The sequence below is a fragment of the Leekyejoonella antrihumi genome, assembly GCF_007845645.1.
GTDB classification, from domain to species: domain Bacteria; phylum Actinomycetota; class Actinomycetes; order Actinomycetales; family Dermatophilaceae; genus Leekyejoonella; species Leekyejoonella antrihumi.
On the sequence record NZ_VCQV01000020.1, the window covers coordinates 42,672 to 54,208 of the forward strand.

The window sequence follows — 11,537 nt, forward strand, 5'->3', positions numbered from 1 at the left end:
TAGCACTCGCTACATCTGAAGTCCAGGAGATGTCCCAATCATGTTGTTGGCACCCGCGCTACTCGCGGTCGCGATCGTCGTCGAGGTGGGGGCAACTGCCGTCCTGCCGCGTGCGCAGGGGTTCACCGATCTACCGTGGACCTTTGTCGTGCTCGTCGGCTACGGCCTGTCAATCGCACTGTTGGCGGTCGTGGTCAAACACATCCCCGTGGCGGTGACGTATGCGGTGTGGTCCGGCGCCGGGACGGCCCTCGTAGCAATGATCGGTGCGCTCTGGCTCAAGGAACCGCTCAGCGTGGCGCAGGTGGCCTGCCTCGCACTGATCATTCTCGGAGTGGTCGGGCTCAATCTCGCCGGCACACACTGATTCCGCCCGCCGCGGGGGCGTCCAGGACCGCCTCGGTCGTCCTACGCGGCGGGGAGCTGCTGGTGCGTGCTGACGGCGAGACGGTTCCAGACGTTGATGGCGGAGATCGCCATCAACAGCTGAACGATCTCCTTGTCGTCGAAGGACTTCTTCGCACCGGCCCAGACGGCGTCCGAGACTCCTGCGACACTGATCCGCGTCACTTCCTCGGTCAGTGCGAGGGCGGCACGCTCTCGTTCCGAGTACACCGCAGGAGCCTCCGACCAGCCGGCGATCACATCGAGCTTGCGTTGGTTCACCTGCTGGGCACGGGCCTCCTTGTAGTGCATGTCCAGACACCACGCGCAACCATTGATCTGGGAAGCCCGGATCTTCACCAAGGCCAGCAGCGGCTCGCCCAAGCTGCCTGCGTGGATGTACTTCTCCATCGCGATCATGGGCTTGTACGCTTCCTGATCGATGTCCTGGATCGACATGCGCTGCTCATCCGACATGATTAATCTTCTCTCTATCCTTGCCGTTTCGGCAATTTCGGATCACCACACGTGAATTGCCCTGACGTTCCGGCGCTCGGGATCTTCAGGCAATGCCCTCGGCTCGGGTCTCCGGCAGATGCAAGCGCTTGAACGGGGCGCGCGCGCACCCTTGAACAGCCGGCGCCCCAACCGGTACCTCTCCAGGATAAACCTCTCCGATACGTCCTAAACTGGCAGCAGGGAACGACTACTCCCCGAAAGGATCTGACCATGACTGAGCAACGTCCCCCACTCCCCCCGTTCGACGAGCACAGCGCGCTGCAGAAGGTGCAAGGGGCCGAGGATGCCTGGAACACATGCGATCCGGTCAAGGTCGCGTCGGGCTACTCCGAGGACTCGGTGTGGCGCAACCGGGACAGCTTCATCACCGGACGTGAGCAGATCATCACTCTGCTCCGAGACAAGTGGTCGCGTGAGCTCGACTACGCGCTACGCAAGCAGCTGTGGTCGTTCTCCGGCAACCGGATCGCGGTGCGCTACCAGTACGAGAGCCACGATCCGAGCGGTCAGTGGTGGCGTAGCTACGGCAACGAGCTGTGGGAGTACGACGAGTTCGGATTGAACTGCCGCCGAGAGTCCAGCATCAATGACATCAAGATCTCCGAGTCGCAGCGGCGCATCTTCGGCCCACGGTCCGAGTCCGACCGCGGGCAGGACGTCATCGCGCTGCAGTAGCCCGGTCAGTCGGCCAGCGGCTCAGCTGGTGATGTCCTTGCCGGCGAACCGGGCCCACGCAGCCAGCAGGAACACCACGATGTAGGCACCGTCGACCCACGCCCCCTGGATCATCTGGTCCCACCGAGGTGGGTCGTGCATCAGGTCGGCGAAGGCGGGCCACTTGTCGACCAGGAGCCACGGCCGCAGAAACGACAGCTGCGGCACCGCATCGACGATCCACATGGCCGCAACGATCACCATCAGCGCGACCGTCACAGCAATTGGCTGCTCGGTGAGCGTGGACAAGAACAGTCCGATCGCGGCAAGCGCACACATGCCCAGTGCGACGTACACCAGCGCCACGGCCAGACGTCCGATACCTGCACCCAGTCCGATCTGGGTGCCGGACAGCGTGGTCATCTGGCCCGTCCCGAAGATGATCGAGCCGACGACCGCTCCCAGGACGACGACGGTGCCGACTGCGATGAAGGCTCCCACGACCAGGGCGAAGTACTTCACCGCGAGGATCCGCGGTCGGCTGACCGGCACAGTCAGCAGATATCGCAGCGTCCCCACATGCGCCTCGCCGGCGATCGTGTCGCCTGACACCATCGCCATCGCCAACGGCAGGAAGAGAGTCAGCTCGACTGTCAGAGAGGTGAATCCGACGAACAGCCCGTTCTCCGTGATCTGGTCCAAGAACGTCGGGCCGCCACCTCTCGACGGTGGAGACAGCTTGACCGCGACCGCCAGCAGGATCGGCACGAGTGCCAGCACGACAAGACCCGCCTGGTTGCGACGCCTGCCGAACATCAACCGCAGCTCCGACCGGGCGAATCGCCACAGAGCCAACCATCTCCGGGGTCCGCGCAAAGTATCGGAGCGACGAAGGAGCGCAGAACTTTCGGGGTCCCTGCGAAGTGTCGGAGCGAGCTTGCGAGCGGAGAACTTCGAGGGGTGGCTTGGTGGGGTGGATTTACGCGCGGACATCGAAACCCTCCCCGGTCAGCGAGACGTAGAAGTCCTCCAGGCTCGGCGTCTCCACCTGAAACCCGCGCACCCGCACCTGACCCGCCACCAGGCGTGCCACCAGGTCTTCCGGCAGCGCGAGCGTCGCCGCCGAAGGCACTCCGGTCACGACGTCACCGGTCACCTGCACTGCGCCCAGGCCGCCCTCGCGAAGGAGCTGCGCGCATCGACCCGGGTCCGGGGTACGCACCACCACGGTGGCCTGCTGCGTCGACTGCACCTCATGTATCGGTCCTTGCGCGACCAGCCTGCCGGCCCGCATGACGCCGATATGGCTGCAGATCTGCTCGATCTCCGACAGCAGGTGGCTCGAGATGAGGATTGTCATCCCATCATTCACGAGCGCGGATACCAGGTGGCGAACCTCTCGAGTCCCTTGCGGGTCAAGCCCGTTCGTCGGTTCATCCAGGATCAGCAGGTCCCGAGGGGCGAGCAGGGCGGCGGCGATCGCCAGGCGCTGCTTCATCCCGAGCGAGTAGGCGCGGTACCGCTTGCCGGCAGCCGCGCCGAGCCCGACTCGTTCCAGCGCCGACCGGATGCGGGCCGCACTGGTTGCGGCCGAGGCATGCGCATCCGCCGCGTCCAGCCGTTGCAGGTTGGCGGTCCCCGACAGATAGGGGTGGAATGCGGGGCCCTCCACCAGCGATCCGACCCGCGGCAGGGCATCGCGCTGCCGCGCAGGCATCGGGTAGCCGAGGATGTCGTGGTCGCCCGCGGTCGGGTGGACCAGACCGAGCAGCATCCGGATGGTCGTCGTCTTGCCCGAGCCGTTGGGCCCGAGGAAGCCATAGACACTTCCCCGCGGCACCCTCAGTGACAGGTCGTCGACTGCCGCGACCTCACCGAATCGCTTGGTCAGGCTGCGGGTCTCGATCGCCGGCCGCGAACCGCTGCCATCGCTGGCGCCGCCTGGTTCAGCCGCGGCCGAGGGCGGCATACAACTGGTTTGGTGCAACCGCACCGACGGCGATCCGTCCGTCGTTGGTGAGAACTGCGGAGAACAGGGCCGAGGTCAGCAGGTGACCGCTGCCCCAGGCACCGGAGACCCGTGGAAGCAATTGCAGCATGCCGGCGAGCTCGCCGGTCTGTCCGCTGCCCGAAGGGCCCGCGTTGGTGTCGCCGACCGACTTCGGCAGCGTTCCGACCAGCACTGAGGACCAGCCGGCACCCACGGTGCGCCACGCAGACCCGGCAGTCGCCGGTCGCGGCGCCGCCGGGTGGCCCGGAGCGGCCTTCGATCCGGGCATCATCGGGTGGGCCTTCGGCGGGCCGGCGGGCGGCGTGACCTGGGTGACCTTGGAGCCGGGCGGCGGAGTGAACGCGAACCGCGACGCCGCGGGGACGCTGAAGTCGACGCTGGTGAAACCCGCGCTGATTGCGGGCTTGCCGGCACCGCGGGCGAAGACCTGCACGCGCAGTGGCACGTGCTTCGCCGCGTCGATCGCCACTCGCACCGATCCGATCCGGGTGGCGGAGGTCTTGGGGGCGAACGTCAGCTGGTATGCCGATCGGCCGGCGACTCTGACATCGCTGGTCGTGGTCACCCTTGTCGTCGGCGCCAGCATCCCCAGTGCCCAGGTGGCGAGCCCCTGCGGTGTCATCGCCGCAGCTCCACCGGGCAGCGGGTTCGGCGTGGGCTTGAGATGATCGGTGGTCATCCGGTGCGGGTCCGGGGCCAAACGCAGATGCTGGACGGTCTTGCCTGCGCTCTGCCACAGCCACGCGTCGGTGCCATTGGTGATCGCGTCGGTCTCGCTCGCGCTGCCCATGATGGCGATGCGCGAACTGTGCGGCGCGGCATACCAGACCCGCAGCGTGTTTGTGCCGCTGAGCAGCGACAGCGGTGACGCCGCGGTCGAACCACCGGCCAGCTGGCTGGGCAACTGGGGCAGACCCAGATTTGTCGACTCGTCGACGATGCCGGAGAAACCGGCCGGCGAAGCGGCTGCAAGGTCGGTCAACAGCTGCTGGGCGGTGCGTGCCGGCAGCTTGGGCGCAGCCGACGCCGGCAGGTGGGTCGCCACCTGACCGCCAGCGATCAGCGCCACCACCGCAACGCCAGGGACGGACCATCGCAGCAACGGATGACGTGCCGTCATCGTATTCATCACTCCACGATAGGCCCGCCGGCTGTGAAAGTCGCGTGAAATCGTGTGTCAGTGGCGGTGGACACCGATGGCCCGCTGGGCGTCGCGCAGATCCTGCCTCTCGCGCAGCGCCTGCCGCTTGTCGTGCAGCTTCTTGCCCTTGGCGAGCGCGATCTCGACCTTGGCGCGGCCGTCGACGAAATAGAGGGACAGCGGGATGAGGGTGTGACCCGACTCCCCCGACTTGGACAGCAGCTTGTCGATCTCATGCCGGTGCATGAGCAGCTTGCGACGCCGCCGAGCCGCGTGGTTGGTCCAGGTCCCCTGCAGATATTGCGGGATGTGCACGCCCTCGAGCCACAGCTCACCGTCGCGCTCCGTCGCAAATCCGTCGACCAGGGACGCACGCCCCATACGCAGACTCTTGACCTCGGTGCCCATGAGGACCAGGCCCGCCTCGACCGTGGCCTCAATGAGGTAGTCGTGGCGCGCCTTCTTGTTGTTGGCAACGAGCTTCTTGCCTTGTTCCTTGGGCATCCTGCAATTCTACGGTCGCCGTGCAACCCGATTTGTCATGGTGCGGATCAGCCGATCCAGCGCAGCGGGTTGACGTAGCGCCCGTTCTCCAGGGTGGCGAAGTGCAGGTGGCAGCCGGTCGATCGTCCCGTCGTGCCGGAGTAGGCGATCAGCTGCCCTTTCGCGACGTGGCCGCCGTGCACCACGAACCGGCTCAGGTGTTCGTACTCGGTGGCGAGGTTCACGCCGTGCACGTACCCGTGGTCGATCACGACGTGGTTTCCCCCTGGGCCGCCGCCGGTGGCCTCGACCACCAAGCCGGCCGCCGCGGCATACACCGGGGTCCCGCACGGGAAGGGGAAGTCCACCCCTGCGTGCAACATCATGATGTGCAGAATCGGGTGCATCCGCCACCCGAACCCGGAGGTGATGCTGCTGACCGGGCCGGGTGACGCCAGGAAGTGGCTGTCGTTGACCGGCAGAAACCTCGGCGAAGCGGCGCTCGCTGTCAAAGCGGATCGGTGGGCAGCCTTCGCACGCGCCACGGCGCGCGCCTGCAGCACCTTGAGCAGCCTCGCCGACTCGGCCTTCTCGGCCTTGAGGGTCTTGAGCTCTGCGGTCTTTTGGACCGCAAGAGCAGAGGTCTGCTTCCGCTGCGTGGTCTGCAGGTTTGTCAGCCTCGTCTGCGCGGCCTTCGCGTTGTTGCGAGCGGTGGTGGCTGCGGTGACCGCATTGTCTGCCGCGACCTTCAGCATGCCGACGCGGATGCGCGCCGCCGTCAGTCGGCTGTTGGCCGCCTTCTCGGTCGCCTGCTGGCTGCCCAGCTCGTTCAGCACGCCGTTCTGTTGACGCATGACGATGTCTGCCAGCGACATCTCGTCCGTGACGTTCTTGTTGGACGTCAGCAGCTCGAGGGTCAGCTCGAGCTTGCCGAGACCACCGGCCATGTAGCTTGCACGGGCCACTCCACCCACCAGCACACGGGTCTTCGTCTGCGCCGTCGCATTAGCCGTCAGTACGGTCTGGCTCTTGTTCTCGGCGGCCCGGGCGGCAGTCAGCTGCGACGCAACGCCCTTCTGGTAGTTCAGGGACGTCGTGAGCGCGCCCTGCTTCTTGGTCAGCGTGACCCTTGCACCCGCGACGGCCGTGTCGGTCTTGGTCAGCGCACTGGCTGCGTTCGTGAGCGCCACGGTCGTCTCGTCGAGGTCCTGCTGCGTCGCGACGATGCTCTTGTCGACCTTGCTCTTGTGGGCGCCCGGGTCGTCGGCAACAGCAACGGCGGTGCAGGAGAAGAGGGTCGCAGCCACGACCACGGTCGCCGCCACCCGCACCTTCGACGAGAACTGACCTCTCATGTCGAGCCCTCCTGGTCGCCGATCACTGTCATCACACCTTGAGATAGCGCCGCAAGGTGATCCACGATGTCACCAGAGCAAGGACGAACGCGCCCAGCAGCAGCCATGGCGTAATGCTCCACACGTCGTTCACCCCGATCAGACTGATCAGGTCACCGTTGCCACTCTGTCCGTTGAACAACTTCGCGATGCCGTAATGCACGGTAGCCCAAAGGAGCCCGATTGCCAGTGCAGCACCGACGAGTGTCGCCAACAACGTCTCGATGACGAAGGGCAGGTAGATGACCGTCGCGGATGCTCCGACCAGGCGCATGATGCCCACCTGACGTCGCCGACTGAACGCAACCTGACGAATGGTCGTGGTGATCAACAGGATCGCGCAGATCACCATCACCACGGCAAGCCCGACTGCGCCGATGCTGACCACCTTCAGCAGGCTGAAGAACGTGTTGAGCACGTTGTGCTGATCGCTCACCGCCTCGACGCCCTGCGCTCCACTGAACGCATTCACCACGTCGTCATAGCGTTTCGGATCAGACAGCTTCACCCGGTAGGACGACGGCATGGCAGCCGGGCTGACCTGCGCCAGGTACGGGCTGTTCTTGAACTGGGTCGTAAAGCGCTTGTAGGCCTGGTCGGCGCTCTCGTAGTAAATCTCCTGCACCAGCGGACGCATGCTCTCCAGGTCTCGCTTGACCTGACTCTGCTGCGTGGGAGTCACCTTGCCGTCGGCGCAGGACGGCACTCCGGTGGACTGCGCGGTGCACATGAAGATCGAGACCTCGACCTTGTCGTACCAGTAGCCCTTCGCCAACGACACCTCGCGCTGGGCGAGGAGCCCGGACCCGAGGAAGAACAGCGAGATCATCGAGACCAGGATCACCGACACGATCATGGAGGCGTTGCGACGAACGCCGTTGGCAATCTCGCCGAGCATGAACTGAATACGCACGTGTGCTCTCCCGCGATCAGCCGGCGTCCGCCGCGCGGCGGCCCGAACCGTGGTCGAAGTCTTGGTTACGCAGGTATCCACCCTGCTGCTCGTCGCGGACGAGCGCACCGTCCTTGAGCTCAAGAACGCGTTTCTTGAAGTCGTCGACGATGCTCTGGTCGTGTGTCGCGACCAGGACCGTGGTGCCGGTCTTGTTGATCCGGTCGAGCACCGTCACGATGTCGAGGCTGGTCTCCGGGTCGAGGTTGCCGGTGGGCTCGTCGGCCAGCAGGATCGCCGGCTTCTTGACAACGGCTCGAGCAATGGCCACGCGCTGCTGCTCCCCGCCGGAGAGCTCATGCGGAAGCCTGCCCGCCTTGCCCTCCAGCCCGACGAGCTCGAGAGTCTCGGGGACCAGCTGCTTGACGGTGTGCCGCTTGCTGCCGAGCACCTTCAGCACGAACGCGACGTTCTGATAGACGGTCTTGCCCTCGAGCAGCCGGAAGTCCTGGAAGACGACACCAATCTCTCGGCGCAGGGCCGGAACCCTGCGGTCCGGCAGGCCACGCAACTCTCGGCCCGCCACCAGCACCGAGCCCTGGGTCGCCGTGATCTCCCGGGTGGCCAACCGGATCATGGTCGACTTGCCAGAACCGGACGCACCGACAACGAAGACGAACTCGCCGCGGGACACCTCCATCGAGACGTCATCGATCGCGGGCGCGCTACCTGCGCCATACCTCTTGGTGACGTGTTCAAAACGGATCATGCGGTGGCATTCGCCTCAGAGGGTCAGGACGTGCGGACGGACCGCCCATGTCAAGGGCCGTGCCAACGTATGCCGTGTGCCGCACGGGGCGCGGGAGGCACGCCGTGCAGTCACTGATGTCACAGGGACATCAGTGGTTACCTCAGTTGTTCTGACCTCGGCGCCACCGGACGCCGGCCTCGATGAATCCGTCGATGTCGCCGTCGAACACACGCGAGGTGTTGCCGACCTCGTACTCGGTGCGCAGGTCCTTGACCATCTGGTACGGGTGCAGGTAGTAGGAGCGCATCTGGTCACCCCAGCTGGCCTTGATGTCGCCGGCGAGCTCCTTCTTCGCCGCGGCCTCCTCCTCGCGACGCAGCAGCAGCAGTCTGGACTGCATCACGCGCAGCGCAGCCGCGCGGTTTTGGATCTGCGACTTCTCGTTCTGCATCGAGACGACGGTGCCGGTCGGGAGGTGGGTCATGCGCACCGCGGAGTCCGTGGTGTTGACGCTCTGGCCGCCCGGGCCGGAGGAGCGAAAGACGTCGATCTTCAGCTCGTTGTCGGGGATCTCGATGGAGTCGGTCTGCTCGATCAGCGGCACGACCTCGACGGCGGCGAAACTGGTCTGCCGACGCCCCTGGTTGTCGAACGGGCTGATCCGCACCAACCGGTGGGTGCCGGCCTCGACGGACAGGTGGCCGTAGGCATAGGGCACGTCCACCTCGAAGGTGGCGGACTTCAGGCCGGCCTCCTCCGCGTAGGAGGTGTCCATCACCTTGGTCGGGTAGTCATGGCGTTCGGCCCAGCGCAGATACATCCGCATGAGCATCTCGGCGAAGTCGGCCGCGTCGACGCCGCCCGCGCCGGAGCGGATCGTCACGACGGCCGCGCGCTCGTCATACTCACCGGCCATGAGCGTGCGGACCTCGAGCTCGCCGACGGCCTTGGTGACCGCGGTCAGCTCCTTCTCGGCCTCTTCGCGGGTCTCCGCGTCGTCCTCCTCGGTCGCCAGCTCGACGAGGGCCTCGAGGTCGCCGATGCGGGTGTCCATGCCGGTCACGCGCCGCACCTCGGCCTGTAGTCGCGAGAGCTTGCTGGTCACCTCCTGCGCGTGCTCCGGGTCATCCCAGAGGTCGGGGGCCGCGGACTGCTGCTCCAGATCGGCGATCTGGGTGCGCAGGGAGTCCAGGCCCGTCACCTCGCGCACGGAGTTCATGGTCGCGCGCAGGTTCTTGATCTCTACAGGGAAGTCGACAGCCACAATTTCCTACCCTACGCGGTCGCACCTCGTGGCGCCGGGACGGTCACCCGTTGTCCCACTTCTCGTTGTCCTTGTCCCACTGGGCGGTGCGCTGGGCGGCGGTCTCCAGGGCGTTGCGCGCCTGCTCCGGCGTGTCGTAGGGCCCCATCAGCTTGCCATGAAACATGCCGCGGTCGGACTCCACGACTTCCTTCTTCTCGACGTCGTACCAGTAGGCCATGGTCACTCCTTCATCTCGCGGGTCGAGGTCTCAGGGTATGCGGCAACCCCTCCAGGGACGCGAGATCACCAGCATGATCGACGCCGGCGGCACCATCGGACCCCCAGCGAGCCCCCGAGTTGTCCACTTTTGGCCGAGATGTGCAGGTACAGCTGCGCCAATGGGGCGAAAGTGCACATCTGGGCGCCGCTCAGTCGATGTCGGCACGTGCGTGGGACTCGACCGTCACCGAGATGTCCGAGCCGATGAAGGACAGCACGCCGCCCAGCATCGGCGGTCGCACATCGGCGCTCACCCGCACCACAGCGGTCGCACCGTCCGGAGTGCCGGTCGATGGAGCCAGCCCCCACCCGACGACGTGCGCGGGCCGGCTCTGCGACTGCAGGCTCTCCGCGGCAGACTGCTGCACCGAGGCATTCGACAAGGTCACCGTCTCGCCGATCCCACCGCGATAGATGCTGCCCTTGTCGACCGCGTCCGCCGCGTGCACTGCGGCAGCATCCGCCGCGTCGAGCACATGCATCCGAGCGATCTGCACGCTCGTCACATCGATGCCCCCGACGATCAGCAGCCCCAGCAGCGCGAAGAGTCCGGCGGTCAGGATCAGGATGCGACCGTCTTCCTCGCGTCTGCCGGGGGTATGCCGGGTGCGCACGATCCGTGCGCGTCGTTCGGCCGCCGGCCGCGTCACTTCGCACCGAACCGATCGACCGTCGCCACGTGGCGTGCGCTCAGGTGGACACTGCTCGGCACGACGTGGCGCAGGAAGTCGGGGATCAGCGGCAGCTCGACCGACAGGTCAGCGACCGTCTCGACCCGGTCGCCACGAGCCAGGCAGGGTGACTGCCCACAGGTGACGCGCACACCGCCGGCCGGTCCGAAGCCCTGGTCCTCGAACGCCATCCGCGCCGACGCCGCGGCCCGAACCGCTGCCGACCGCTCGTCGGGAGCAGTGACAAAGGTTCGACCGGCCTCACGAGCCGCAGCGGTCACCGCATACGCCCCGGCCTGGAGCCTGGCCAGCGCAATCACCAGGTAGAAAACGGGCATGGTGAGCAGCACGCCGACAACGATGAACTCGAGGACTGCACTGCCGGATTCAGGCATGTTCGACGTGTGCGCTCGACGAAGCAGAGCCGACCGCACCCTGCGCACTGTCACCGTCACTGCGACTCCTCGTAGGCCCGGCCGGACACGTTGAGGGACTGCGACGGCCCGAACGGTCCCAGGATCGGCAGCGGGGCGCGCACGGTGACGCGCACGACCAGCGCGCCGCCCTCGCGCACCTCAGTCGCCGTGACATCGCGCGCATAGCGAGCCGCCAGGCTCTCGCTGATCAACGCGCGAGTGCGCTCCGCCCCCATCGAGGGCGTCGCGTCAGCGCGCGCGCCGTAACGCGCCCCTTCGGTCGCATTCGCGATGAGGGTGTTACGGACAAAGAGCGAGAACCCGACCTGAAACGCAGCCAGGAAGAGCAGCACGACGAGCGCACCGACCATGGCGAACTCCGCCACAGCCGAGCCAGCCTCGCTGCCATCCCGCAGCGCCGTGCGGGCCTGGTATCCCCCGATCAACCGCTCACCGAGTGGATGGCCGTGTCGAACAGACCGGTCAGCGCCGGCCCGGCAAACTTCCACAGCGCCGTGACCAGGCCGGCAGTCATCAGCGTGATGAGCACCCAGCCCGGCACGTCACCTCGCTCCGACTCTCGACGTGCATCGGCCGGGGTCCGCGGTGCACCGATCGCTGCTGCGAGCACTCGGGTCCTGGCCCTGCGAACTGTAGTCATGTGACTACTCCTTCTCCTTGGTTGTGACGGTGGTC

16 protein-coding genes are annotated in these 11,537 nt (G+C 66.3%); 2 read left to right on the forward strand and 14 right to left on the reverse strand.

Annotated elements, in window-relative coordinates:
* Positions 1 to 40 precede the first annotated feature (40 nt).
* Positions 41 to 367 carry a DMT family transporter gene (locus tag FGL98_RS14270; protein WP_186526178.1) on the forward strand — a complete coding sequence of 109 codons (327 nt, stop codon included), beginning with the start codon at positions 41 to 43 and terminating at the stop codon, positions 365 to 367.
* A gap of 41 nt (positions 368 to 408) precedes the next feature.
* On the opposite strand, the gene FGL98_RS14275 is transcribed toward FGL98_RS14270, so the two are convergent.
* A complete protein-coding gene (locus tag FGL98_RS14275; RefSeq protein WP_146317574.1) occupies positions 409 to 861 on the reverse strand; it encodes a carboxymuconolactone decarboxylase family protein in 453 nt (150 codons plus the stop codon).
* Between the two features lie 252 nt (positions 862 to 1,113).
* Here FGL98_RS14275 and FGL98_RS14280 point away from each other — a divergent pair, with 252 nt between their 5' ends.
* Entirely contained in the window at positions 1,114 to 1,578 is a 465-nt protein-coding gene (locus FGL98_RS14280; RefSeq protein WP_146317576.1) for a nuclear transport factor 2 family protein, read from the forward strand.
* Between the two features lie 21 nt (positions 1,579 to 1,599).
* Here FGL98_RS14280 and FGL98_RS14285 read toward each other — a convergent pair whose 3' ends face one another.
* The 13 genes from FGL98_RS14285 to FGL98_RS14345 all read right to left on the reverse strand — a co-directional run bounded on the left by FGL98_RS14285 (position 1,600) and on the right by FGL98_RS14345 (position 11,502).
* Positions 1,600 to 2,373 (reverse strand): ABC transporter permease, encoded by a 774-nt coding sequence (locus tag FGL98_RS14285; RefSeq protein ID WP_246136552.1) that lies wholly within the window; start codon positions 2,371 to 2,373, stop codon positions 1,600 to 1,602.
* 163 nt (positions 2,374 to 2,536) lie between these two features.
* Complete coding sequence (locus tag FGL98_RS14290; RefSeq protein WP_146317580.1) at positions 2,537 to 3,526, reverse strand: ABC transporter ATP-binding protein; 990 nt, start codon at positions 3,524 to 3,526, stop codon at positions 2,537 to 2,539.
* Entirely contained in the window at positions 3,504 to 4,697 is a 1,194-nt protein-coding gene (locus FGL98_RS14295) for a LolA family protein (RefSeq protein WP_146317582.1), read from the reverse strand. Before FGL98_RS14295 ends, FGL98_RS14290 begins: the two co-directional genes overlap by 23 nt.
* 48 nt (positions 4,698 to 4,745) lie before the next feature.
* Complete coding sequence (gene smpB, locus FGL98_RS14300; RefSeq protein WP_146317584.1) at positions 4,746 to 5,213, reverse strand: SsrA-binding protein SmpB; 468 nt, start codon at positions 5,211 to 5,213, stop codon at positions 4,746 to 4,748.
* Between the two features lie 47 nt (positions 5,214 to 5,260).
* Entirely contained in the window at positions 5,261 to 6,547 is a 1,287-nt protein-coding gene (locus tag FGL98_RS14305; protein ID WP_146317586.1) for a M23 family metallopeptidase, read from the reverse strand.
* 31 nt (positions 6,548 to 6,578) lie between these two features.
* Positions 6,579 to 7,499, reverse strand: a complete 921-nt coding sequence (gene ftsX, locus FGL98_RS14310) for a permease-like cell division protein FtsX (RefSeq protein ID WP_146317588.1) — start codon at positions 7,497 to 7,499, stop codon at positions 6,579 to 6,581.
* A 16-nt stretch (positions 7,500 to 7,515) separates the two neighbouring features.
* Positions 7,516 to 8,247 carry a cell division ATP-binding protein FtsE gene (gene ftsE, locus FGL98_RS14315; RefSeq protein WP_146317590.1) on the reverse strand — a complete coding sequence of 244 codons (732 nt, stop codon included), beginning with the start codon at positions 8,245 to 8,247 and terminating at the stop codon, positions 7,516 to 7,518.
* Positions 8,248 to 8,389: 142 nt separating this feature from the next.
* The gene (gene prfB, locus FGL98_RS14320; protein ID WP_146317592.1) at positions 8,390 to 9,493 is read right to left on the reverse strand and encodes a peptide chain release factor 2; all 1,104 of its coding nucleotides are present in this window, start codon (positions 9,491 to 9,493) and stop codon (positions 8,390 to 8,392) included.
* Positions 9,494 to 9,536: 43 nt separating this feature from the next.
* Complete coding sequence (locus FGL98_RS14325) at positions 9,537 to 9,713, reverse strand: methionine aminopeptidase (protein WP_146317594.1); 177 nt, start codon at positions 9,711 to 9,713, stop codon at positions 9,537 to 9,539.
* A gap of 190 nt (positions 9,714 to 9,903) precedes the next feature.
* Positions 9,904 to 10,404, reverse strand: coding sequence for a pilus assembly protein TadG-related protein (locus FGL98_RS14330; protein WP_146317596.1), 501 nt, complete (start codon positions 10,402 to 10,404; stop codon positions 9,904 to 9,906).
* Positions 10,401 to 10,820, reverse strand: a complete 420-nt coding sequence (locus tag FGL98_RS14335; protein ID WP_146317598.1) for a pilus assembly protein — start codon at positions 10,818 to 10,820, stop codon at positions 10,401 to 10,403. Before FGL98_RS14335 ends, FGL98_RS14330 begins: the two co-directional genes overlap by 4 nt.
* A gap of 56 nt (positions 10,821 to 10,876) precedes the next feature.
* Positions 10,877 to 11,287: a TadE family protein gene (locus FGL98_RS14340; RefSeq protein WP_281289182.1), complete on the reverse strand. Its 411-nt coding sequence runs from the start codon at positions 11,285 to 11,287 to the stop codon at positions 10,877 to 10,879.
* The gene (locus FGL98_RS14345) at positions 11,284 to 11,502 is read right to left on the reverse strand and encodes a hypothetical protein (RefSeq protein WP_186526181.1); all 219 of its coding nucleotides are present in this window, start codon (positions 11,500 to 11,502) and stop codon (positions 11,284 to 11,286) included. Before FGL98_RS14345 ends, FGL98_RS14340 begins: the two co-directional genes overlap by 4 nt.
* Between the last annotated feature and the right edge of the window lie 35 nt (positions 11,503 to 11,537).

Coding starts and splice junctions, on each gene's coding strand:
- FGL98_RS14270 (WP_186526178.1), top strand. CDS start 41: ATGTTGTTGGCACCCGCGCTACTCGCGGTCGCGATCGTCGTCGAGGTG.
- FGL98_RS14275 (WP_146317574.1), bottom strand. CDS start 861: ATGTCGGATGAGCAGCGCATGTCGATCCAGGACATCGATCAGGAAGCG.
- FGL98_RS14280 (WP_146317576.1), top strand. CDS start 1,114: ATGACTGAGCAACGTCCCCCACTCCCCCCGTTCGACGAGCACAGCGCG.
- FGL98_RS14285 (WP_246136552.1), bottom strand. CDS start 2,373: ATGTTCGGCAGGCGTCGCAACCAGGCGGGTCTTGTCGTGCTGGCACTC.
- FGL98_RS14290 (WP_146317580.1), bottom strand. CDS start 3,526: ATGCCGCCCTCGGCCGCGGCTGAACCAGGCGGCGCCAGCGATGGCAGC.
- FGL98_RS14295 (WP_146317582.1), bottom strand. CDS start 4,697: ATGAATACGATGACGGCACGTCATCCGTTGCTGCGATGGTCCGTCCCT.
- smpB (WP_146317584.1), bottom strand. CDS start 5,213: ATGCCCAAGGAACAAGGCAAGAAGCTCGTTGCCAACAACAAGAAGGCG.
- FGL98_RS14305 (WP_146317586.1), bottom strand. CDS start 6,547: ATGAGAGGTCAGTTCTCGTCGAAGGTGCGGGTGGCGGCGACCGTGGTC.
- ftsE (WP_146317590.1), bottom strand. CDS start 8,247: ATGATCCGTTTTGAACACGTCACCAAGAGGTATGGCGCAGGTAGCGCG.
- FGL98_RS14325 (WP_146317594.1), bottom strand. CDS start 9,713: ATGGCCTACTGGTACGACGTCGAGAAGAAGGAAGTCGTGGAGTCCGAC.
- FGL98_RS14335 (WP_146317598.1), bottom strand. CDS start 10,820: ATGCCTGAATCCGGCAGTGCAGTCCTCGAGTTCATCGTTGTCGGCGTG.
- FGL98_RS14345 (WP_186526181.1), bottom strand. CDS start 11,502: ATGACTACAGTTCGCAGGGCCAGGACCCGAGTGCTCGCAGCAGCGATC.